Source organism: Parageobacillus caldoxylosilyticus NBRC 107762, from assembly GCF_000632715.1.
Taxonomy (GTDB): domain Bacteria; phylum Bacillota; class Bacilli; order Bacillales; family Anoxybacillaceae; genus Saccharococcus; species Saccharococcus caldoxylosilyticus.
Genome location: NZ_BAWO01000032.1, coordinates 40,224 through 61,814, shown reverse-complemented (window position 1 = coordinate 61,814; position 21,591 = coordinate 40,224). Strand labels below are relative to the sequence as shown.

The window sequence follows — 21,591 nt, the reverse complement described above, 5'->3', positions numbered from 1 at the left end:
ATAAGGACATATATCCTCTTTTTTCATACATAATAGATTCATTATATAGATATTGAAAATATGGTCTATTATGTATACTTATAGGCAAAACATATTTTTGTTTTAAAAGAGGTGGAGGACATAGCCCACAGCGGGAGGCGTAGCGAGGTCTTTCGACCGAGCGTAAAAAAGAAAAGATATTAGGTGGTGAAGATCTATGAGGGTGCAAGAGGTTTTCTTAGAGAATAACATTAGATACATATTAGTGGATGAAAAAGGATTTCCTGTGATTCCTGTGGTAAAGTATCTGAAGTATTTAGATACAACAGGGAAAAGCAGGAATACACTGAAGACCTACTGTTATGCGTTAAAGCAGTATTTTGTGTTTTTACAGGAAAAGAAGAAGGATTACAGGAAAGTTCGTTTAGAGGACTTGGTGGAGTTTGTCGCATGGTTGAGGAATCCATATGAAAGCACAAAGGTGACTCCCCTCCAACCTGTGAAAGCAAAGAAAACAGAAAAAACGATTAATCTGACGATTACAGCCGTCACCAATTTTTATGACTATTTGTATCGAAATGAGGAACTTCCAAATGATCTGGTCGATAAGTTGATGAAGCAAGATTTTACAGGAGGAAGAACCAGATACAAGGATTTTCTGTATCATGTCAATAAAAATAAGCCTTCTAACCGTCATATTCTGAAGGTCAAAGAGCCAAGAAAAAAGCTGAAAGTTTTAACGAAAGAAGAAGTACAACAATTGATAAAAGCAACCACTAACATCCGAGATAGATTGTTAATTCAATTGCTTTTTGAAACAGGATTGCGAATTGGTGAGGTGCTTTCTCTATTCATTGAGGATTTTATTTTTGATCATAAGAACGGACATCGGATTCGTTTAGTCCATCGAGGGGAACTGGAGAACGGAGCAAAACTAAAAACAGGGGAACGGGAAATTTATGTTTCCCAAGCCTTAATGGATTTGTTGGATGATTACTTGTATGAGGTAGTGGATGAATTGGACTTCAATACAAATTTCTTGTTTATCAAATTGCGCGGCAAGAACGTAGGTCAACCCATGACCTATAGCGATGTAGAAGCCTTATTTAAGCGATTGAAAAAGAAAACAGGGATCCATGTTCATCCTCACCTTTTACGCCATACACACGCTACCATGTACTACCAACAAACGAAAGATATTAAACAAGTACAAGAACGATTAGGACATTCTCAAATCCAAACCACGATCAATTTGTATCTCCATCCTTCGGATGAAGAAATCCGTAAGAATTGGGAGAAGGCACAACATGCGTTTGACATCACAAAAAAATCTGGAAAGGATTCGATCGAATGAATATTCAACAACACCCTATTCATCAATTAAGTTTCCATGAACGTTTACAGCAAGAGTTATCAACCTATACCGAAAAAACCATCCATGAAGACGGCTCGATAACTACCAAAGTTGAACCAAATCCATATTTTTTAGTCAATGATAAATGGGACATTAATGTAATAGGAACTATTTCTAACTTCAAAGAACAATTTTCAAACTATAAGGATACACATAGATATATTCTATTTCAAGTGAAAAGCCCATCTGTCAACTTGGAAATTAAGTATGTGTTCTACCATAAGTTATTTCGGGATGAATGGAGTTTAACAACTGTTTGGATTGGACTGGCTGCAATTCTTCGAAAATTGACCGCCTTCCTAAATGCAAAGTACCCCACCTTATATTCCCTACTTGATTTGGAGATAAATCAAGTAGAGCGAGAATGGTTGCTTTGGTTAACCGAGCAAAGGATTAAAACACAAAAAATTAAAAAACATTATTATGGTGAACGCACAGTTAAATCACAAACAGCAACCATTTTACGAGTCTTACAAACGAAGCTTTTTGAATTAACTGACAATCGTGAAGAATGGGAAAAAGACCGATGGGATGTAAGGGTCCTACATGATAAGTATGGGATTGAGTACAACAAAAGTAAGTCTGACCATTACATTGACTTCACCAAGTTTGAAAACATGAACATACGTCAGCAAGTAAAACAGTATATCAAGCAACGCTTATTAAGTAAAAACCGTTTCGCTTGGAGTAGCGCAATAAACTATTTTACCAATTTACTAAAATTCTTCTCTTTCTTGTTTTCTTTAGAACCGACTTGGAATGATTTAAGTGGGTTAAAGCGTTCCCATATGGAACAGTACATTCAATGGTTGCATGAATATGCGGAAAGCAACTTAAAGCAAAAGAATGCGCATCCTGAACGCTATATATCATATGCCCTATATATCGTAGGAAGGTTTCTTGAAGACATTCAACGATATGGATACGATATCGCTCCCGAAACTAATGTAAATTTGTTAATTTTCCCAGAAGACAAACCAAAACCAAAGAAGAAATCCATTGACCAAATTGACTATATTCCTGATTATGTGTTGGAGCAACTATTCACTCATATCAATCATCTTCACAAAGATATTCAGACTATAATATGGGTAGCCTTTAAAACAGGATTGCGGATTTCCGATGTACTAGGCTTAACACAAGATTGTTTAGTCAAACTAAACGGAAAATATTATATCGAGACCGATATTGAAAAAACCTACGTAAAAGGACATCGGATTCCGATTGATGAAGAATTAGCCAATATTCTTGCGGTATTGATTGATAAATCCATAAAAAATAGCAATGACGACAACAATCCTGAAAAATTTATTTTCGTTCGTTATCGAGGTTCCCGCAAAGGAAAACCATTTAGTCAAGCTTTCATTCGGTATGAACTAAATAAATTAGCAAAAACCAAGAATATTATAGACGAAAACGGTCATGTCTTTCATTTTAAAACACATCAATTCCGCCATACCTATGCGGTCAAAATGTTAAATAGTGGAGTCGATATTTTAACGGTTCAAGAATTATTAGCACATGCTTCACCTGAAATGACCCTGCGATACGCTAAGTTATTAGACGATACCAAGCGTAAAGCATTTGAGGAAGCAATAAAACAAGGTGTATTTAGTTTTGACCTAAATGGGGAGGTTCGGGAAGTAAAACCTAATAAGGATATTCCAGAAGATATCTTGGAAACATTGTGGCGTGATCATAAATTGAATGCGATTGATAATCCATACGGAACTTGTCACGCAAGAATCAACGGAAATTGTCCGTATGCCGAAGAACCACCATGTCTAACATGTAACGGTGGAAGCCCATGTAAGGACTTAGCCATCGGTTTTTCTGATTTGGATATACAGAAGTATGAATTATTAATCAAAACAACCACAAAAACGATAGAAGCTTTGGAACAGCGTGGCAGGAATGATATCGCTGAAAAGAATAAAAGGAATTTAGAGCGTTACGAGAAAATCTTAAACACCATTAAAGAAGGCAATATCATCTTTGGGCGATTAGAACGAATCAAACGAAAGCAAGGTGTTTCCAATGGCTAACTATGACCGTAGAGAGCATTTGAAAGCCATTCATGCCTCCAGAAAGGCTCTCACCTATCAAAAGGTCGATGAAGCCATTAAAAGGCTCATACGAGCCAATGAGAGCATTAATTTTAATAGCGTAGCAAATGAAGCAGGGGTAGCGAAAGCAACACTTTACAACCATTCTGAACTGCGTGAGCGTATTGAAACCTTACGCCAACAACAAGCACAAGCTCCTACTGCGAAACAAATAAAGCGAGAAATGAATGAGAGCAACAAAGACGCTCTTATTGAATCGTTGAAACGAAAAATCAAAAAGTTAGAAGACGAAAACAAGCAATTACGGGAACAGTTAAAATTAGCTTACGCAGAGGTATATAAGAAGTTATAGTAACAAAAGGGAACATTGTTTCCTTTCTTCTTCAACTAACGGTCAAGTTAGTTGAAGAAGAATTTATTATATTTAGGAGATTTTGAAGGCAAATTAACCAAAATAAATCATCTTTTTTAGGGGAGGCTATCTAAAAAAGGAGGTAGCTTTTTATATGAAACGGATTCTAATTTCACTTGTTATATGTTTATTATTCTGGAATTTATCATTGTCCTACCAAGTTGTAGCAAAGACTAATATTACTGGCGAGGAAAAACATACTGATTTTTATGATGCTTTGTTAGTTTTATTAGACCCATATGCGAGGAAAGCAATAAACAACAAGTACCCATCTCGCAGTTATGGGTTATGGAATGCAGAAATATTAGAAGTGAATCGGAAAACTGAAGGATATTCTCAATATGACTTTACAATAAAGGTTAAATATGATACTTATACAGGTCCTCATAATCCACCAGAAGGTCCAGTCATTCTAACTTTTGATGTAAAGTTAGATAGGGTTACTGTAACTAAGGTTGAAGGATGATTTTTGAAATCGTTTTGTTTAAGCTAACGGGATGCTTTAGTTGAATAAGAAAGGACATTACATATTAGTCATATACAATATGTAATGTCCTTTTATTTACTTATATTTCTTTAATTTAGGTCTTGATAAGCTTTTTATAGGGGAAAGCCTTTCTGGAATTTAAAGGATTCGCTGCGCTTCCCGCTGTGGGCTATGTCCTCCTCTTTAAAGTACAGTTAATTTCGGAAGTCTGCTTTTTGTTTGCATGCTGCTCGCCAATCATATAAAAATAATGTACGGACAAAACTTTCTTGGCATTAGTTGGAGGAAGAAAACGATGATTCACGTGAAGCATTTGCATAAATCATTTCGCGTGCATGCCCGCCAGGCGGGCTGGCTGGAGGCCGTGCGCAGCTTGTGGAGGCGCGAATATCGGGTGGTGGAAGCAGTCAAAGATATTTCGTTTACGATTGAAAAAGGGGAAATTGTCGGGTTTTTAGGCCCGAACGGCGCCGGCAAAACGACGACGATGAAGATGCTCGCCGGGCTTCTGCACCCAACGTCAGGAGAAATTACGGTCGGCGGCTTTGTTCCGTTTGAACAAAAGGCCGAATTTAAAAAAATGATGAGTTTGGTGATGGGGCAAAAAAGCCAGCTCATTTGGGATATCCCGCCGATGGAAACATTTTTAGTCAACAAAGCAATCTATGAGATCGATGACCGGATGTTTCGCGAAACGTTGGACGAATTGGTCGAATTGCTCGAGTTAGCGCCGCTGCTAGACAAACCGACGCGCAGTTTGTCGCTTGGGCAGCGGATGCGCTGCGAACTGGCGGCGGCGCTATTGCATCGCCCGCAAGTATTGTTTTTAGACGAACCGACGATCGGGCTTGATGTCCATACACAGGAAAAAGTGCGCCGTTTTATCGTTGATTACAATCGAGAGCATGAAACGACGATTTTGCTGACGTCGCATTATATGGGCGATGTGACGGCGCTGTGCGACCGCGTCATGATTATTAATTATGGAAAGCTGATTTATGATGGGGAGTTGACGGTGCTGACAGAGAAACTCGCCCCGTACAAGCGGCTCGAAGTTCGCTTTGCCAAGGTGCCTGATGTGCGCTGGGAAGATTACGGAGAGGTTGTGGAAATCGAAGACGGCAATGTGGCATTGCGGGTGGCGCGGGAGAAAGTGGCAGAAGTGTCGGCGCATTTTTTGCAGCATTTCCACGTCCATGACATTAACATTCAAGACCCGCCGATGGAAGAAGTGATTACACGCGCGTTTCAGGAGGGGTTGCATGATTCGTAAATACATCGCCCTTCTGCGCATGAAATATATTGAAATGTTAGCCTATCGCCTTGCAACGCTCGTCTGGATGACGGGAGCGATTGTCCAGCCGCTCATTACCATGGCCGTATGGATGAATATTGATCCGTCCCAAAGCGATGCTTTCCTTTTTTACTTTATGGCGGTCATTTTTGTCGAGCGGATGACGAGCGCTTGGGACGTTTGGGAGCTCGATCGCGAAATTCGCGAAGGGACGTTTTCCAACTATATTATTCGCCCGCTCCATCCGATTCACTGGGCGATTGCGGAAAATGTGGTGTATAAAGTATTGTTTGTAGCTATCTTGGCGCCGATATGGGCGATAGCAGCGCTGTTTGTGCCCGCGCTTCGCTTTGATGTGACAGGCGGACAGGCGCTTCTGTTTTTGGCGGCGGTGCTGCTTGGCGCTGCGCTTCGCTTTTTGCTCAGTTACATTTGCGGGCTGCTCGGCTTTTGGATTACCAAAGTCACGGCGGTCTATGGCGTGCTAGAAGCAATTTCCTTATTTTTATCGGGGCGGATTGCGCCGCTGTCCATGCTTCCGCCGATGCTGCAGCAATGGAGTGTCTTTTTGCCGTTTCGCTATATGATCGGGTTTCCGATTGACATCGTTACCGGAGCAGCCAACGGCCATGATATGCTGCAAGGTTTCGCCATCGCGTCGATTTGGGTCGCGGTGTTCATTATCGCCCTGCGGTGGATATGGATAGCGGGATTAAAGAAAAATCAGGCGGTAGGTGGTTAAGCGTGCGAAGATATGTGCGGATTTTCCGCGAGTTTTTCCGCGCCTGTTTTGTGGAAGAATTGGAATATCGCAGCGAGTTTCTCGGCAATCTCGTTTCCAGCTTTTTTGGCATTGGAATTGCGATTTTGACGGTCAACATCTTTTTCTATCAGACCGATCAATTGGGAGGATGGGCGTATGCCGATGTTCTTGTATTGCTTGGCGTCTTTAATACGCTTAGAGGGATGATTGATTTTGCGCTACGCCCAAATATGCCGCGCCTGCTCGAACATGTCCGCCGCGGCACGCTCGATTATATTTTGACGAAACCGGTCGACAGCATGTTTTACGTCAGCTTCCGCCATTTGGTGTTTTGGCGCCTGATTGACGTTTTGCTTGGCCTTGGCGTCATTGGCTACGGCTTGATGGTCAAGCGTTATATTCCGTCATTATTCGATGTGCTGATTTTTCTTATCACCATCGCGGCGTCATTCGTGTTGATTTATTCGTTGTGGATGATGCTGATGACGACGTCGTTTTGGGTCATCCGCATTGACGACTTGTCCTTTATTTTTGATTCGTTTTTTGAAACAGCGCGGTTTCCGGTCGGCATGTACCGCGGCTGGATGCGCGTCGTGCTGACATATGTACTGCCCGCTGCGGTGATCACGAACATGCCGGCGTTGTCCCTGTTAGGAAAGTGGAATATGGCAACCGCGCTCATTGCCGTTTCGCTGGCTTTGGTCTTTTTATGGCTGGCGCGCCGCTTTTGGCGCTTTGCGCTTCGCTTTTATACGAGCGCGAGCAGTTAAGGAGGGGAAGTTCTCCCCAGCAAGCAAAATGGGTTGCACGTTTGCAACCCATTTGCCAACAGTCTGTATAATTCTATTTTCCTAATAACTGATCAACTGTCACAAATTCATCCCCCTGTGCACGTAATTGATCAATGATTTGAGGGAGTGCCTTAATGCTTCCATCTAATTGGCACGGAACACGGAAGTTGTGTTGGAGGATAATGCCCCCCGGAACCACATTTCGATGTACCCTAGATAAAATTTCCTCAGAAGAAGCGCCACTCCAGTCGTTTGTGTCTATGACGAAAAATGCTGCTTTAACGCCCTTTTGCCGCAAAATTTCTAAGATTTTCGGCGTATAGATGCCTTCGGGACCATCGTCAAAAGTAAGCGCAATCCTTTTCTGACTGGAATTCCCCATGTAAATCATTCTTGGCTGAGTTTTATTCGGAATATGGAGAACTTGTCCGGGATAAATCCGATTCGGATCTTTCATCTGAGGATTCGCTCGTAGAAATTTTATAGAATGTATCGCCTGCAACCACTTTATAAGTATTTGGTTCCGGAATTTCCAACTTTTCCCCTGGGTGGATTGCTGTATATGCCAATTTGTTTTGGTTTACTAACTTATCGACTGTTGTTCCATGATTGGCAGCAATTTTCCCTAGAGTGTCCCCTGGTTAAACAGTATACGTTGCAGCCATTGCAATATTTCCAAACATGATAACGCAAATGAAACAAAATGTTACTAAACTAGCAATTTTTTTGAACATGAGCACCCCCCCTTTGTGATAACGCTATCATTATAAGGGGGATATGGGACTTGTGCACCATTTAAAATATGGTAAATTACAAGAATAACTGCCACGAAAGCCCGTGACGTTAGTCATCGGGATGAAGTGGCTGAATGATAAAATTATTAGAATATTCTTTATTATAATTGTAACCTATCTAATGTTTGGTTATCATGATATTAGATAGGGGTATTTAATGTCTAATGATCAATATATACATAAAGAAGGAATGGTTTATCTTCATCCATATCATATGATTTTCTTTCCAAAATACAGACGAAAAGTGTGAGTCGGTGAGATGGAAAAAGATTGGAGAGAAATTTTTTATCAAGTGGCGAAAGGAAAGGTGTTGATTGACCATGTTCATCTGTTTATTTCCTTTGACCCAAGAATTCATATTCATACGCTAATCCAGAAATTGAAAGGTAGAAGCAGTCGTATGTTGCATGAAAAATATCCGTCATGGAAAAGCAGACTGCCTTCCCTTTAGACTCGCAGCTATTTTGTTGTACAGTTGGATGCATTTCAGAAGAAACCGTTATGAAATACATGGAAAATCAAAAGCATGTGTAAAGGAGGTGGGTTGCATTGACGGGAGCGAAAACACCAAGCTATGTATTGACGTTGCGGCTCCAGACAGAAACATGGCAAGAACATATTCTCGAAAAGCGGTTTGAAATCGGACGCAGTTTGTATAACGCCTGTTTAGAGGAATGTTTGAAGCGGTACAAAAAGCTCCAACATGATTCCCGCTATCAAGACCTTGCTCAACAGAAACCCTCAAAAAAAAGAAATCGTCAACTTGCCGACCTTCGAGCCGAGTACGGACTCTCCGAATATGCGATGCACGCTTTCGTTCAGCCAATGCAGGACCACTTCCGTAAACACATCGACTCGCATACAGCGCAAAAGATCGCCACCAGAGCGTGGAATGCAATGAAAGAGCTCTTGTTTGGTGATGCCAAACGAGTGTATTTTAAACGGTTCGGCGAAATGGATTCGTTAGAGGGAAAATCGAATTCCGCAGGGATTCGTTTCAAAAACCATGTGCTCTATTGGAATGGACTGATAATTCCTGCCATCGTCAAACCAAATGATGTGTATGCCCATCTCGCCTTGCAGGACCGAATCAAGTATTGCCGCATCGTTCGCAAACGGATTCGGGGAAAAGTAAAGTATTACGCCCAACTCATTTTGGAAGGGGTTCCGCCGCAAAAAATCAATCAGCAAACCGGAGAAGCCAAGCATCCCCTTAGTGAAGGGGTGGTCGGCATCGACATTGGCACGCAAACGATCGCCATTTGCGCTCCGAACGAAATAAAATTGTTGGAACTCGCTCCAAGTGTGGAGGACATCCACCGGGAAAAAAGGCGGTTGCAGCGAAAACTAGACCGACAACGGAGAGCAAATAATCCACATAAGTACAACGAAGATGGAACCATCCAGCGAGGAAACAAAGAAAAGAGGGTGTGGAGCAAAAATTATTATCAAAACAAAAAATCAATTAGCGGAACTGCAAAGGAAGTTAGCGGAAAAACGCAAGCAAGATCATCATAAGTTGGCCAATTGGATATTATCGTTAGGCAATGATGTTAAAGTGGAAAGAATGAATTATAAAACGTTGCAAGCCAGAGCCAAAGAAACGACGATGAATGAGAAAACAGGAAGGTATAACCGAAAGAAACGATTTGGAAAGTCGATTGCCAACAAAGCACCCAGTTTGTTTTTGATCATACTCGAACAAAAATTGAACGATGCAGGAAAGAGTCTGAAAAAAGTGGATACCGTTGCGGTCAAAGCAAGCCAATACAACCACCTCTCGAATGAATACAAGAAAAAGAATTTGAGTGATCGCTGGACGATCATCGGTGAGGACCGTATTCAACGTGATTTATATAGCGCATTTTTAATCATGAATGTCAGGGACAATTTAAAAGAAATTGACCGTGAACAATGTTTCAAACATTGGGAAGCATTTAAATACTTTCATGACCAAGAAATCACACGTTTAAGAAAAAGCCATACTCGCTTATTGAGCAGTATGGGAATCTAAACGAACCAACGGTTTTGAACCGAACCGACAGGACGCGAAACACATGTTGTGCTTGTCCATGAAAGTCTTGTGGAACAAGAGTGAGTGTCTATACGAAGGTATAGACGAAGCTCTTTGGTACACAAGAACCTGCCGACTTTAGTCGTGCAGAGGTTCAGTTCACGATTTCCCAGCTGGCACAGGAATTTGATATCAGCACACGGACGATCCGCTATTATGAAGAGCGCGGTCTGATTGCGCCGATTCGCACGGAATCGGGGCAGCGTCTGTACACAAAAAAGGAGCGCGCGAAATTAAAGCTGATTTTGCGAGGCAAGCGCTTTGGCTTTTCGCTTGAGGAAATCCATGAAATGATTTCGCTTTTTGATCAAGACCGCACCGGACGGAAACAGCTGGAAAAAACGATTGAATATGGAAGGCAGAAAATAAAGGAGGTGAATGAGCGGATCGACGATCTTATGCAGCTGAAAGAAGAGATGGAAGCGATGCTAGTGGATTTGGAAAAGCGATTGCGCGAATTGGAGGGATCGGATGGATGAACATTTCAGAGCTGCTCGCCCGCAATGCGAGAAAATTTCCGGATAAGACTGCGATCATTGATGGGGACATAGAGCTTTCGTACGTAGAGGTCGACCGGACGGTCAACCGCTTGGCTTCGTCGCTTTCCCGGCTTGGCATTTGCCAAGGCGATAAAGTCATTTTGTATATGCCGAATACGAAAGAATTTGCGTTTGCGTATTTTGCCGTGCTTCGCCTTGGCGCCATTGTCGTTCCAGTCAACGCGCGCCTCACTGCTTCCGAAGTACAATATATTCTTCATCATAGTGAAGCCAAAGCGGTGATCGCCCATGAATGGATTTGCGGGCAGCTTGCCCCGCTGGTAGGACAAGGGAATGTCATTTGGATCAAAACAGGAGAAGCAGCCGATGGATGGGCATCCATGGCTGACTTGATAGCGGCAGGGGCGCCGGATCCGATTGTTTGCCCGCTGAACGAAGAGGATGAAGCAACGATTTTGTACACATCGGGAACAACAGGGAAGCCGAAGGGAGTATTGTTTACTTACCGCAACATTTTTGCCGTCGCGACGATGATGGTCATCGAGACGAAAATGGACCGCCACAGCCGCATTTTGCATATGATGCCTCTCAGCCATTCCGCACCGCTGCATTTGTTTTTTGTCGGCGGTACCTATGTCGGCGCCACCCATGTACTAGCACCAGCGTTTTCTCCAGAAGCGTTGCTCCAGCTCGTCGAACAGCACGAAATCACCCACTTTTTTGGCGCGCCTGTTGCTTATTTACTGACCGCAAAGCATCCGCGCCTGCATGACTATAATCTTTCTTCCATCCGCTATTGGACGTACGGCGGCGCGCCATTGTCACGTGATGAGGTGTTGTTTGTTGCCAGTCAATTCCGCACCGACCGCCTCATGTGTTTGTACGGTCTCACAGAAGCGGGTCCGAACGGAACGTACTTGTCGCCGGAAGAGCACGCCACAAAAGCCGGCAGCGTCGGCAAATACGCTGCCCTTCATTGCGAGGTGAAAATTGTCGATGACCAAGGGAAGGAAGTGCGGCCAGGGGAAATCGGCGAAATTGTCCTGCGCGGGGAAAGCGTGATGAAAGGCTACTATAAAGATGAAGAAAAGACGAAAGAAACGATCAAAGACGGCTGGGTCTATACCGGCGATTTGGCCCGCCGCGATGAAGACGGCTATATTTGGGTGGTCGATCGTAAAAAAGATATCATTATTTCCGGCGGCGTCAACATTTATCCGAAAGAAGTGGAAGATGTGCTGCGCACACATCCAGATATTATCGATGTCGCGATCGTCGGCGTTCCGCATCCGGAATGGGGAGAAACGGCAAAAGCGTTTGTCGTTGCCGCCAAACCGTTGGAAAATCTTGTGGAAGATTGTAAACGTTTTCTAAAAGAAAAGATCGCGGACTATAAAATTCCGCGATTATATGAGCAAATCGAGGAACTGCCGCGCAACGCGACAGGAAAGGTGTTAAAACAAGTGTTGAGGGGGAAGCACGATGAGACGGCTGCGCGACGTTGATCCGAATTTACTCGCCAACTTGAAAAAGTATTTAGATGACGAGTTGTATGCCTATGCCGAAGAAAAGCTGGAACAATTCTATCAGCTTTGCATGACCGATATTGACCGCCGCGCTGTGCACACCGACCGTGAAGGACAGCCACGCCTGATCAAATACGATCGCTTTGGCAATGATATTTCCGAAGTATGGGTCAATGAAGGCTACGAGCAGACCGCGAAACAAACGTATGAAACGGGAATCGTCGGCTATGTCCATAAGCCGATTCCGGAGCTGGGACGGAAAGGGAATTACATTTATTCGTACGCGCAAGGCTACCTGTTGTCGCAGGTGGAGACAGGTTTTTACTGCCCGGTGACGCTGACAATGGCCACCGCCTATTTGCTAGAGCATTTTGCCGATGAGGAATTGAAGAAGAAATATTTGCCGCATGTCATTTCTACTGGGGAAGTCGAGCTTTATGAAGGTGCCACGTTTTTAACGGAGCGCCAGGGCGGCTCTGACGTTGGCGCCAATGCGGTGCGCGCCGTTCCGTGCGGCGATCATTACAAGTTGTATGGAGAAAAATATTTTGCCAGCAACGCCGGCCGCTGCGGTGTCGCCACCGTTTTGGCGCGCATCGACGGGAGCGAGCCGGGAACAAAAGGGCTAAGCTTATTTCTTGTCCCATGGCGCAACGAAAACGGCACGCTAAACGGCATTCAAATCCGCCGCTTGAAAGATAAGCTCGGAGTGCGCGCCGTTCCATCCGCAGAGGTTGTCTTTGACGGAGCGAAAGCGTATGTCATCGGCGATCCGAAAAAAGGCTTCTATTATATGATGGAAGCGTTAAACTTGTCGCGCGTCTGCAATGCGGTCGGGTCGATCGGCATTATGAAGCGGGCGTTAGAGGAAGCGAAGCAGTATGCCGCTAACCGCACCGCTTTTGGCCGCAAGCTGACTGACTATCCGATGGTAAGGGAAACGCTCGCCAATTTGACGGCAAGGCAAGAAGTACAAACGAGCGCCTGCTTTCAAATGATTTCCGTGTTCGACCACGTCATGACTGCGCCGGATGAAGCGACGGAGGACGAAAAAGCGTGGAACCGTCTTCTCATCGCCTTGCTCAAGATGCGCACCGCTGAAGAAGCGATTGCCTTTGCCCATGAAGCGATCGAAATGCACGGCGGCAACGGCTATATCGAAGATTTTGTGACACCGCGCTTGCTTCGCGACGCGCAAGTGCTGACGGTATGGGAAGGGACGGCCAACATTTTAGGACTGGAAGTATTACGGTTAATGCGCAAATATCGCGTTCATGAGCAGTTTATTGCCAAAATGACGAAGGCGCTCTCTACGCTTTCCGCCGATGTAGAGCGGCTCGCCACCCCGGTGAAGCAAGGATTGCACGAACTTGCGGAAGCATTGAAACAGCTTGACGGCCAACCGGAAGAGGTGCAAACATGCCACGCGAAAAAAATCGCCAACCGCCTTTGCGACATTTATTTAAGCGTTGTCGCCCTCAAGCGCGCGCAAGAAAATGAACGGAATCGCTTGATTGCCCAGCTCTTTTTGCAGCACATTTGGAACCGTCATTTGCTGGATGAACAGATGCTTTCTGTTCGCTATTTTGAAACGGTTATTCATGAACAGAAACAGCTATCTCCTTCATAATGGACATAATGAAATGATACAGAGCCGCTTTTATGACGGCTCTGTTTTATTGATGAATGAATTGGGCGCAATTCGATATAATCAACAATATATTAGCTCGTTGGAGGAAGGAGAGGGAAACATCGATGGAAAGAGATACGGCAAATTTTATTGATTTTCTAGTGGAAGCAAAAAAACAGACATACGCTTCCGAGACGAATGATGCGTCGGTCCGTCCTTTATGGAACGAGGCAAAGCAGCTGGAATATCAGAAGGATGACTATTTGTACCGCGATATTTATTTTTGCTCCGTTTTTTTCGCCGGACAAGAAGTAGTGGAAGAAAAAGAGAGGCCAGTATGGTCGATGGTATATTCAGGAGGTATCGTTACTCCCAGCTTGCCACGGGCACAAGTAGCTTCTGTTTATGCGTTTTTACGTAAGGTGCTCCGATTAGTTGATGTGCAAGCGCCATATCGCGGCCCGCGTCAATGGCGAGATGGCTCGTATACATATCAAAATGATTATGAAGGCACATGGAACGCTTTTGTGGGGAAGAGCGCATTTTCATCGCGGGAGAAAAAGTGTATGAGTTGCGCTACAGCGGCGGTCTAATCATACCGTGATTCGAGAGCTCAATTTAGTGAGCGATCCATTATTTTTGAAACTGTTTTGTTGCCAAATTTGTTTCTATGGGATAATATCTAAAGTCTAGAAAACGTTTGGAAAGGAGAATGGTATGGCGGAACAGTCATCGATTACTTCGTTGTTGATTGTCGTTGTCGTTGCTTTTTTGACGCCCATATTATTGAATCGTTTGCGCCTGCAGGTCATTCCTGTTGTCGTGGCGGAAATTATCGCCGGCATTATGATCGGGAAGACCGGATTTAACCTTGTCAAACCGGACATGTGGATTGAAACGTTATCGACATTAGGCTTTTTGTTTTTAATGTTTTTAAGTGGATTAGAAATTGATTTTTCCGCGTTTGCGAATAAACCGAAAGCAAACAAGAAACAAAAGGAACCGAATCAATTTGTCGTCGCTTCGATTATCTTTTTGGCCATTTTCGTGTTGTCTTACGGGCTTTCCTATTTATTTGTATTAGCAGGTTATATTGATAATGCGTTTTTAATGACATTAATCATTTCTACTATTTCGCTTGGTGTCGTCGTTCCTACGTTAAAAGACACCAATCTCATGAAAACGACGATCGGGCAGACGATTTTGCTTGTTGCGGTTATTGCCGATTTGGCGACAATGATTTTACTGGCGGTTTTCGTTTCGATCTATGAATCAGGACATAAAAGCGTTTGGCTACTTCTTGGCTTGTTTGCCGCAGGTGTCGTCTTTTATTTTGTTGGTAAATATTTTAAAAAACGTTCCTTTGTGGAAACAATGGCAAAAGGAACAGTACAGATCGGCACGCGTGCTGTATTTACGCTGATTATCGTCTTGGTCGCCCTATCGGAGACATTTGGTGCCGAAAATATTTTAGGGGCGTTTTTAGCAGGGGTGCTCGTTTCTTTGCTGTCGCCGAATAAAGAATTGATGCATCAATTAGATTCCTTTGGCTACGGATTTTTCATCCCGATCTTTTTTGTCATGGTTGGAGTCGATTTAGATTTGCGGGCGCTGGTCACTGAACCGAAGATTTTAATGATGATTCCGCTGTTGGTGGCTGCGCTGGCGATTTCGAAAATTATTCCTGTCTCCCTATTAAAAATCTGGTATGACACAAAAACAACGCTCGCCGCGGCGTTTTTGCTTGTTTCGACTTTGTCACTCGTTATTGCAGCGGCTACGATTGCCGAACGCATCGGCGTCATTGATGAAAATATGAAGGGCGCGCTTATTTTGGTGGCGGTCATCTCCAGCATCATTTCACCGATTTTATTTAAAAAATTATTTGTGAAGCCGAAAGAGGAAGACAAAAAGATTGCCATTTCGTTTATTGGCACGAACCAATTTACGTTATCGGCGGCAAAGGAATTAGACGAACAACGCTATGAAGCGACGCTGTATCATATCCAGCAAGAAAAAATGGAGCTGCCGCTTTCCGATCACGTGTTCCCGATTGTGGATATCGAGGACTATTCGCTGCCAACATTGGAGAAACATAAAGCGTTTGCTGCCGATATCGTTGTTGCTTGGACGGGAAATGAAAAGGTGAACGCTGCCGTCGCATTGGCGGCCAAAGAGCGGGGAGTCGAGCGGGTGCTTGCGCTGGCGGAAACACCGACACAAGTCGAACGGCTAAAGGAGGAAGGCATCGAAACCATGTCCGTCTTGCTGTCGTCGACATCGATGCTGAAGGCGTCGATTGAATCGCCGCGAGTGGCGCGGATGTTTATAAACAAGGATGCGACATTGCATGAAATTACGATGAATAACAATGAATATGATGGAATCCCGCTCCGCCGCTTTCCGTTTATGGGAGATTGCATTATCGTCCGCATTTTCCGCGAAAATGAATCGATCGTTCCGCACGGGGACACAAAGCTGCAAAAGGAGGATCGCTTGATTGTCACTGGCTCGGGCGAGTATGTCAATGAACTTCGGGAATTGCTGGAGTAACTGAGACAAGATATAAGATATAACGGCGCATAGTTTATTGCCAAAATGAACGCTTCAAACAGAGTCGTTTTTCATCACGGCTCTGTTTTTTCATGGACCTTATTTTTTAGTGTGATTCTTGGTGATTGACCTATCGGTATTATTGGTATTGGTATCGGCTTAATAGTTGGTGTTCCATGAACAGACGGAACGTAGGTGTCGGTTGTTTATTCGGATTGATCGGTGTTGCGGTTGGTTTTGCTGTGCTTGTCACTGTCATGGCGCTGGCTTTGGTGTAGCCACAGCCGTTGGCTTTATCGGTTGTTTTTTACCGTTGTCGTTGCCATCGTATCACTCCTTTCGAAATAAGAAAAAGAGGGGAGAGCTGATATTATCCCTCTTGTGTGGACAGTGTAGAAAAAGGACACACTGCTATACAGGAGGGATTTTTTTGGATAAATCAGATGCAAAATACATAAGCTATAGTTTTGAATTAGATTACGTGCAGTCGCGATGTATTTGAATGAACAATTAGGGTAGCGAAAAGTGGCCAGGAGAATGGAGATAAAAAATTCTAAAAAGGTACGTATTTGGGTAAGGAACTATCAACAGTATAGGGAAGAAGGACTAAAAGAACGTAGAGGAAAAACCATTTCCTCTAAACGGGGTCGTCCAAGAATGAAACCACTAACATTTTCGTGTTCACATAACTATTAAGGAGTAAACAGACAAGGTTACATAAAGACCAACCTATTCCTCCTCGTGCTGTAAAAGAGCTTTTTAACAACGCCGGATGGTGGCCTGAGTACAGCGAGAAAGATATTGCAAAAATACTGAATTCAAATATTGCTGTTGGAGTATGGCAATGAGATTGTCTTGTAGGATTTGCTAGAACAGTCACTTTAGAGCATATATAAAAGATGTTGTAGTTCATCGAGACGTGAGAAAATAAGGATGGGCGAAAAAATGTTATCAGATGAATGATGTAAATGGAAAATGAATAGGTTTTACAATCATCTTTTTATTTATTTTCTGTTTTATTATGTATGAAGGAAGTTTGCTGCATCTATTGTGAAAAGATAGGCCTGCCGCCTATCTTTTCTGTGTCCAGTATTTAGCGGGACTTGATTTTTGCTTCAAATTGTCTAAGCGTTAATTGATTTAACTCTGGAAAACCTTCTTCTTTCAAGGAAATGGTTTTTCCTTCGTAAACAGGGTAGACTCCTTGCCATCCCCCGACAATGGTATACAATTTTGTTCCTGGAACAGGTTTTAGAAAGCAAACATATCGACCCTCAGCCATCGGTCCTGGATAAACTTTGTTGAGAGGATGTAAAGGATCAGGAAGGGGTTCAATACCGGTTGATAACACGTTGATGATTTTTCCGCCGGTTCCCTTTAAATATTTGTCGACATGAAAGCTTTGTACAAAATTGACGAGCTGCCCACCTTGTACAGACTTATTTAACGGCTGTTTCTGAAAAGAAGTATCGAACCAACCATAAGCAATTAATGTTGAGCCTCTTACTAAATCCTTTAAGTTTGCGACACGCTTGATATTTACTGCTTGTTTTGGAATGGTAATATTATGCGCCTGAACAGGTAAATGAAACGTAAACAGCAAACATATACAGATTAAAAACTTAGACCATACTTTCATTCAATCACCTCATCATATATCTTTGGTGAGCGTTATTATTGTTTAACAATCTTTCCTGGTTTATGCACGTTTCCTTTGCCCTCATCCTCCTGAATGACTTGTTTAATGCGTTGGATTTCGTAGTTTTTTCCACACTATTTAGAATAAAGTTCTCCATATAATTTATGGAGCAGATAAAATAAGCTTATGCTGTATCACCAGTTTGTGATGAATCTATTTATTTAATGACTGGGCAGCCAACCATTCCATAATTGTTGTTGTTTTGCCATTAATTGTTGTTACATATTCGTTGTTATATACATAAATCCATGACCAATGTCCATTGTATTGATATGGTGTACCATCTGCATTTTTGTACAAGCCTGTAGTGTCATGCACATCATCAAATAAGGATAAATGAACATTTTTTGCTCCAGCTTCGATCAAACGGTGCTGATTCATTGAGCAGTTTGGAATGCAATATAATCAGCGTTATCGAAAGTTCTATACACCAAAATAGTATGTTGGAGGGCGGAAATTGTTTTTAGAAGTTAAAGCTAGGAATCTTAAAATATAAGAAACTGTTTCATTGATTTTTTATTTTTCTTTTCAATAGTTCAACAATGGCTAAGGGAATTCGATGTTTTTTGGCAATATCAATGCTTGTTATTTCTGGATTTTGTTCTAATTCTTTTTCAATAATGGTTTGAATTTCTTCTTTTTTCAATTTAATTCACTCCTATTATTTATAAAGCTTTTGAAAATAATTTTAGATTTAGTACGGGAAATGTGTTTAAATACCACTCGGCGTAATCGCAATACCAAAAGGAGTGGGGGATCCAACCGGTATAGGTGCTCCGATGACTGTGTTGGTTGAGGTGTTAATGACTGATACAGTACCGGCACCATAATTGGTAACATAAGCACGAGTTCCATCTGGGGTAATGGCGACATCCAGGATTTAAAATCGGCCGATGAAGACAACGAAAAAATCATGTGGCTCACAGAAGAAGAATTCGAGGACTTATTGCATCGGATGCGGAAAAAACCGGTTCGCAGCAGAGGAGTGGATCCCGAAGAGAAATATCGCCGCGACCGCGCGGTGGTGTACTTGCTTACCTATGCGGGATTGCGGGTAGAAGAGTTATCAAATTTGAAATTAACGGACTTAGATTTAGAGATGAAGCGAATTCGGATCGTGGGAAAAGGGATGAAGGTAAGAACGGTGCCGATCTCGAACATCTTGTTGGCAGAACTCGAGGATTGGCTCAAGTTTCGCGCGGAAATGGCGAAAAAGAAGCCGCATGTCGCCGAGTCACCATACGTCTTTTACAGCCAGCGCTCGCCGAAATTTTCTGTCCGGGGCATCCAGCGAATGATTGAAAGCTACAGCCTGCCGAACAAAAAGCTAACCCCTCATATGTTCCGGCATACGTTTTGTAAGTGGATGCTAAAGGCGACGAACAATGACATCGAGAAAGTACGGAGGCTCGCCGGCCACAGCAATATCGCCACAACGTCCCGATACTTAAAAGACAGCTATAGCGATCTGGCGGATGCGTTAGAGGCGTTGCCGAAATTTTAACATCAAGATGGATGACAGTTTTAGCATCGGAGCTGTCCAAGTACATTTAGAGACTATATAGAAAAGTTTGGCCGCTGTATTCTAAGTTGTGAAATCTCCTTTGTCTCCTAAAAATGAAAAGATGGACATATATTATTAACTTGGATAAAATGGAAATAGAACATCTACACAACTGAAAAACGCGATTTTTACGGAAGGAGGAGTTCCATACATGGACGCCAAGGCGAAAAAAACGGCTTTACGCGGAATTACATACGGTTTATACATTGTCGGCACAAAAGATGAAAATGGTGCTGCCAATGCTTTTGCGGGAAACTGGCTGACACAAACGTCTTTTAATCCTCCATTGGTAGCGGTTGCAGTGAAAGTAGGCACTCGTTCCCAAGAGCAAATTGCCAAAAGTGGCGTATTTAGCGTCAATATTTTAGAAACGGGCCAAAAGGATATGGTCACCGCTTTCTTTAAATCTTTAGAACCGGAAGGAAATAAGCTGGCAGGGTACGAATTCTATACCGAAGAAACAGGATGCCCGATTTTTAAAGATGCGCTCAGTTTCTTTGAGTGCAAAGTCGTCGAAAAAGTAGAAAAAGGCGATCACTATATTTATGTGGGCGAAGTAATCAATGCGGGTGTGCATCGAGAAGGCGATCCGCTGACACTGAAGGAAACCGGATTTTATTACGGGGGGTAATTTGGGGACTCCCAACGTACAAGCCTGTTATAAGCAGTTGCGAAGGGAACGGATATGGAAACCACTGCATGTATGATATGAAGCAGGCTTTTTCCGCCTGCTTTCATCCTTTTAATGCCTCTCGAATCATCAGCGCGTGCTCCGGCTGATTAGAAGACGTAGGCGTTTCAATATAAAACTTTCCTTGATGAAAAACGATCTTCACCTGATCGATGTTCTGACATTGTTTCACCTTGATGCGATAATGACGCCCTAAATACGGCAATTTTTCTCCGCTGACAAATTCTAATGGAGCAGGCGGCTGCTTAATTTCATTCAGTGAACTCCATTTATCTAAAATCTACGGAGCTTTTTTCCGTAAAATGTGATCGATCTCCTCTTGACCCAAATGGCCGGGAGATGTCACCGTCACTCCCTCCATCCACTCTACCACAATCGAAATATCCTCTTTCCCTTTCACTTGCTGCAATGTATACTCAATCACTGTCGTTCCAAACTGAAAGGTAGGCATAAAACATGTCCCCAAAAATATCAAGTGATACCCCTATTATACAAGTCAGTTATCCACTTTTTTACTGGATTTATTCCACAATATCCCACGCATAAATACCGACGGGATCGCGAGATTATTTAGTCTCGCGCGGAAATGGCAAAAAAGAAACCACATGTGGCCGCATCGCCATAAGTCTTTTACAGCCAGCGCTCCTTAAAGTTTTCTGTTCGAGGCATTCAGGGAATGATTGAAAGCTACAGTCTGTCGAACAAAAAGCTAACCCCTCATATGTTCCGGCATACGTTTTGTAAGTGGATGTTAAAAGCAACGAACAATGACATCAAGAAAGTGCGGAGGCTCGCCGGTCACAGTAACATCGCCACAACATCTCGATACTTAAAAGACAGTTATAGCAATTTGGAGAATGCTGTGGAGGCGCTGCCGAAATTTTAACAAAGTTTGTTGTGCGTAGGTGTCGTAGGTGTACCGATAACGATTGGGATAGTCCGGTACGGCCATGGCAATCATTCTTCGAGGATTGCCATGGCCTTTGGTGTCTTCTTATCCCATTTAACCAGCGCTTCCTTAAGTCAAAGACGGCCCAATCTCCCTCTGCTTAATTAACATGAGTTTTTAAAATGAATGGATAGAGAGTTAAAAAATTACATGGATTCTCTTATATCCATCGTAATTCATATCGGATATTTGTACAATTGCATCCTGGAAATTGAGTAAAAAGAAACTTTATTTTCCGATTGGCTAAGTTTACTGAACGGAGAGGGGATTTTACCCAATCGCTAGAATGCGACCTATTTGCACACGCTACCACTCTAACATAAATTAGCGTATATAACTACATAATATTGTAGTTCTTTTTTCATCATTCGTACATCAAAAGATACTTGTAGGAGATGCGCTTCA

21 protein-coding genes and 4 pseudogenes are annotated in these 21,591 nt (G+C 43.0%); 19 read left to right on the top strand and 6 right to left on the bottom strand.

The window, feature by feature from the left end:
* The first annotated feature begins 196 nt into the window (after positions 1 to 196).
* The 7 genes from GCA01S_RS10360 to GCA01S_RS10330 all read left to right on the top strand — a co-directional run bounded on the left by GCA01S_RS10360 (position 197) and on the right by GCA01S_RS10330 (position 7,185).
* Positions 197 to 1,333 (top strand): tyrosine-type recombinase/integrase, encoded by a 1,137-nt coding sequence (locus GCA01S_RS10360; RefSeq protein WP_042409702.1) that lies wholly within the window; start codon positions 197 to 199, stop codon positions 1,331 to 1,333.
* Positions 1,330 to 3,438 carry a tyrosine-type recombinase/integrase gene (locus tag GCA01S_RS10355; RefSeq protein ID WP_042409700.1) on the top strand — a complete coding sequence of 703 codons (2,109 nt, stop codon included), beginning with the start codon at positions 1,330 to 1,332 and terminating at the stop codon, positions 3,436 to 3,438. Before GCA01S_RS10360 ends, GCA01S_RS10355 begins: the two co-directional genes overlap by 4 nt.
* The gene (locus GCA01S_RS10350) at positions 3,431 to 3,811 is read left to right on the top strand and encodes a DUF6262 family protein (protein ID WP_042409697.1); all 381 of its coding nucleotides are present in this window, start codon (positions 3,431 to 3,433) and stop codon (positions 3,809 to 3,811) included. Before GCA01S_RS10355 ends, GCA01S_RS10350 begins: the two co-directional genes overlap by 8 nt.
* A 154-nt stretch (positions 3,812 to 3,965) precedes the next feature.
* Positions 3,966 to 4,337 (top strand): DUF3888 domain-containing protein, encoded by a 372-nt coding sequence (locus GCA01S_RS10345; RefSeq protein WP_052510034.1) that lies wholly within the window; start codon positions 3,966 to 3,968, stop codon positions 4,335 to 4,337.
* Between the two features lie 316 nt (positions 4,338 to 4,653).
* Positions 4,654 to 5,631 carry an ABC transporter ATP-binding protein gene (locus GCA01S_RS10340; protein WP_042409695.1) on the top strand — a complete coding sequence of 326 codons (978 nt, stop codon included), beginning with the start codon at positions 4,654 to 4,656 and terminating at the stop codon, positions 5,629 to 5,631.
* Positions 5,621 to 6,394, top strand: coding sequence for an ABC transporter permease (locus GCA01S_RS10335; RefSeq protein WP_042409692.1), 774 nt, complete (start codon positions 5,621 to 5,623; stop codon positions 6,392 to 6,394). Before GCA01S_RS10340 ends, GCA01S_RS10335 begins: the two co-directional genes overlap by 11 nt.
* Before the next feature lie 2 nt (positions 6,395 to 6,396).
* The gene (locus GCA01S_RS10330; protein WP_042409689.1) at positions 6,397 to 7,185 is read left to right on the top strand and encodes an ABC transporter permease; all 789 of its coding nucleotides are present in this window, start codon (positions 6,397 to 6,399) and stop codon (positions 7,183 to 7,185) included.
* A 73-nt stretch (positions 7,186 to 7,258) separates the two neighbouring features.
* Here the strand turns inward: GCA01S_RS10330 and GCA01S_RS10325 are convergent, their stop codons facing one another.
* Positions 7,259 to 7,663 carry a polysaccharide deacetylase family protein gene (locus GCA01S_RS10325; RefSeq protein ID WP_042409687.1) on the bottom strand — a complete coding sequence of 135 codons (405 nt, stop codon included), beginning with the start codon at positions 7,661 to 7,663 and terminating at the stop codon, positions 7,259 to 7,261.
* A 596-nt stretch (positions 7,664 to 8,259) separates the two neighbouring features.
* Here GCA01S_RS10325 and GCA01S_RS20700 point away from each other — a divergent pair.
* The 9 genes and pseudogenes from GCA01S_RS20700 (at position 8,260) to GCA01S_RS10290 (ending at position 16,283) form a co-directional block, all read left to right on the top strand.
* Positions 8,260 to 8,451, top strand: a complete 192-nt coding sequence (locus GCA01S_RS20700; RefSeq protein WP_052510033.1) for a transposase — start codon at positions 8,260 to 8,262, stop codon at positions 8,449 to 8,451.
* 98 nt (positions 8,452 to 8,549) lie between these two features.
* Complete coding sequence (locus tag GCA01S_RS10315; RefSeq protein WP_255212278.1) at positions 8,550 to 9,518, top strand: hypothetical protein; 969 nt, start codon at positions 8,550 to 8,552, stop codon at positions 9,516 to 9,518.
* A 49-nt stretch (positions 9,519 to 9,567) separates the two neighbouring features.
* Positions 9,568 to 10,014: a hypothetical protein gene (locus GCA01S_RS20960; protein WP_255212277.1), complete on the top strand. Its 447-nt coding sequence runs from the start codon at positions 9,568 to 9,570 to the stop codon at positions 10,012 to 10,014.
* Between the two features lie 164 nt (positions 10,015 to 10,178).
* On the top strand, positions 10,179 to 10,553 hold the full coding sequence (locus GCA01S_RS10310; RefSeq protein ID WP_042409685.1) for a MerR family transcriptional regulator: 375 nt from the start codon (positions 10,179 to 10,181) through the stop codon (positions 10,551 to 10,553).
* Positions 10,550 to 12,079 (top strand): class I adenylate-forming enzyme family protein, encoded by a 1,530-nt coding sequence (locus GCA01S_RS10305; protein WP_042409681.1) that lies wholly within the window; start codon positions 10,550 to 10,552, stop codon positions 12,077 to 12,079. The genes GCA01S_RS10310 and GCA01S_RS10305 overlap by 4 nt, the downstream gene beginning before the upstream one ends.
* Positions 12,057 to 13,730: an acyl-CoA dehydrogenase family protein gene (locus tag GCA01S_RS10300; protein WP_042409679.1), complete on the top strand. Its 1,674-nt coding sequence runs from the start codon at positions 12,057 to 12,059 to the stop codon at positions 13,728 to 13,730. The genes GCA01S_RS10305 and GCA01S_RS10300 overlap by 23 nt, the downstream gene beginning before the upstream one ends.
* Positions 13,731 to 13,786: 56 nt before the next feature.
* Positions 13,787 to 14,245 (top strand): annotated as a pseudogene (locus GCA01S_RS10295) (DUF5680 domain-containing protein); the annotation flags it as partial.
* On the top strand, positions 14,245 to 14,334 hold the full coding sequence (locus GCA01S_RS20955; protein WP_255212276.1) for a hypothetical protein: 90 nt from the start codon (positions 14,245 to 14,247) through the stop codon (positions 14,332 to 14,334). The pseudogene GCA01S_RS10295 and the gene GCA01S_RS20955, both read left to right, overlap by 1 nt.
* 113 nt (positions 14,335 to 14,447) lie before the next feature.
* Complete coding sequence (locus tag GCA01S_RS10290) at positions 14,448 to 16,283, top strand: monovalent cation:proton antiporter family protein (protein ID WP_042409676.1); 1,836 nt, start codon at positions 14,448 to 14,450, stop codon at positions 16,281 to 16,283.
* Between the two features lie 1,093 nt (positions 16,284 to 17,376).
* Here the strand turns inward: GCA01S_RS10290 and GCA01S_RS10285 are convergent.
* The 4 genes and pseudogenes from GCA01S_RS10285 to GCA01S_RS21455 all read right to left on the bottom strand — a co-directional run bounded on the left by GCA01S_RS10285 (position 17,377) and on the right by GCA01S_RS21455 (position 18,847).
* Positions 17,377 to 17,922, bottom strand: a complete 546-nt coding sequence (locus GCA01S_RS10285) for a hypothetical protein (protein WP_042409674.1) — start codon at positions 17,920 to 17,922, stop codon at positions 17,377 to 17,379.
* A gap of 213 nt (positions 17,923 to 18,135) precedes the next feature.
* Positions 18,136 to 18,384 (bottom strand): annotated as a pseudogene (locus tag GCA01S_RS19355) (prolyl oligopeptidase family serine peptidase); the annotation flags it as partial.
* A 103-nt stretch (positions 18,385 to 18,487) separates the two neighbouring features.
* Entirely contained in the window at positions 18,488 to 18,628 is a 141-nt protein-coding gene (locus GCA01S_RS20130) for a hypothetical protein (protein ID WP_155835565.1), read from the bottom strand.
* Positions 18,629 to 18,694: 66 nt separating this feature from the next.
* On the bottom strand, positions 18,695 to 18,847 hold the full coding sequence (locus GCA01S_RS21455; protein ID WP_081162395.1) for a hypothetical protein: 153 nt from the start codon (positions 18,845 to 18,847) through the stop codon (positions 18,695 to 18,697).
* Positions 18,848 to 18,850: 3 nt separating this feature from the next.
* Between GCA01S_RS21455 and GCA01S_RS10280 the strand changes: the two are divergent.
* Positions 18,851 to 19,486 (top strand): annotated as a pseudogene (locus tag GCA01S_RS10280) (tyrosine-type recombinase/integrase); the annotation flags it as partial.
* Positions 19,487 to 19,697: 211 nt separating this feature from the next.
* Positions 19,698 to 20,177: a flavin reductase family protein gene (locus GCA01S_RS10275; RefSeq protein WP_003247648.1), complete on the top strand. Its 480-nt coding sequence runs from the start codon at positions 19,698 to 19,700 to the stop codon at positions 20,175 to 20,177.
* A gap of 340 nt (positions 20,178 to 20,517) precedes the next feature.
* Here the strand turns inward: GCA01S_RS10275 and GCA01S_RS20125 are convergent, their stop codons facing one another.
* Positions 20,518 to 20,688: a hypothetical protein gene (locus GCA01S_RS20125; protein ID WP_155835564.1), complete on the bottom strand. Its 171-nt coding sequence runs from the start codon at positions 20,686 to 20,688 to the stop codon at positions 20,518 to 20,520.
* A gap of 126 nt (positions 20,689 to 20,814) precedes the next feature.
* Here GCA01S_RS20125 and GCA01S_RS20120 point away from each other — a divergent pair.
* Positions 20,815 to 21,123 (top strand): annotated as a pseudogene (locus tag GCA01S_RS20120) (tyrosine-type recombinase/integrase); the annotation flags it as partial.
* Between the last annotated feature and the right edge of the window lie 468 nt (positions 21,124 to 21,591).

Excerpts from the sequence above, each read along its gene's own strand:
- GCA01S_RS10325 (WP_042409687.1), bottom strand. The coding sequence starts at position 7,663 with ATGAAAGATCCGAATCGGATTTATCCCGGACAAGTTCTCCATATTCCG.
- GCA01S_RS10285 (WP_042409674.1), bottom strand. The coding sequence starts at position 17,922 with ATGAAAGTATGGTCTAAGTTTTTAATCTGTATATGTTTGCTGTTTACG.
- GCA01S_RS20955 (WP_255212276.1), top strand. The coding sequence starts at position 14,245 with ATGGAACGCTTTTGTGGGGAAGAGCGCATTTTCATCGCGGGAGAAAAA.
- GCA01S_RS10335 (WP_042409692.1), top strand. The coding sequence starts at position 5,621 with ATGATTCGTAAATACATCGCCCTTCTGCGCATGAAATATATTGAAATG.
- GCA01S_RS10360 (WP_042409702.1), top strand. The coding sequence starts at position 197 with ATGAGGGTGCAAGAGGTTTTCTTAGAGAATAACATTAGATACATATTA.
- GCA01S_RS20125 (WP_155835564.1), bottom strand. The coding sequence starts at position 20,688 with ATGCCTACCTTTCAGTTTGGAACGACAGTGATTGAGTATACATTGCAG.
- GCA01S_RS10305 (WP_042409681.1), top strand. The coding sequence starts at position 10,550 with ATGAACATTTCAGAGCTGCTCGCCCGCAATGCGAGAAAATTTCCGGAT.
- GCA01S_RS10340 (WP_042409695.1), top strand. The coding sequence starts at position 4,654 with ATGATTCACGTGAAGCATTTGCATAAATCATTTCGCGTGCATGCCCGC.
- GCA01S_RS10300 (WP_042409679.1), top strand. The coding sequence starts at position 12,057 with ATGAGACGGCTGCGCGACGTTGATCCGAATTTACTCGCCAACTTGAAA.
- GCA01S_RS10290 (WP_042409676.1), top strand. The coding sequence starts at position 14,448 with ATGGCGGAACAGTCATCGATTACTTCGTTGTTGATTGTCGTTGTCGTT.
- GCA01S_RS10350 (WP_042409697.1), top strand. The coding sequence starts at position 3,431 with ATGGCTAACTATGACCGTAGAGAGCATTTGAAAGCCATTCATGCCTCC.
- GCA01S_RS20700 (WP_052510033.1), top strand. The coding sequence starts at position 8,260 with ATGGAAAAAGATTGGAGAGAAATTTTTTATCAAGTGGCGAAAGGAAAG.
- GCA01S_RS10355 (WP_042409700.1), top strand. The coding sequence starts at position 1,330 with ATGAATATTCAACAACACCCTATTCATCAATTAAGTTTCCATGAACGT.
- GCA01S_RS10275 (WP_003247648.1), top strand. The coding sequence starts at position 19,698 with ATGGACGCCAAGGCGAAAAAAACGGCTTTACGCGGAATTACATACGGT.
- GCA01S_RS10345 (WP_052510034.1), top strand. The coding sequence starts at position 3,966 with ATGAAACGGATTCTAATTTCACTTGTTATATGTTTATTATTCTGGAAT.
- GCA01S_RS20960 (WP_255212277.1), top strand. The coding sequence starts at position 9,568 with ATGAATTATAAAACGTTGCAAGCCAGAGCCAAAGAAACGACGATGAAT.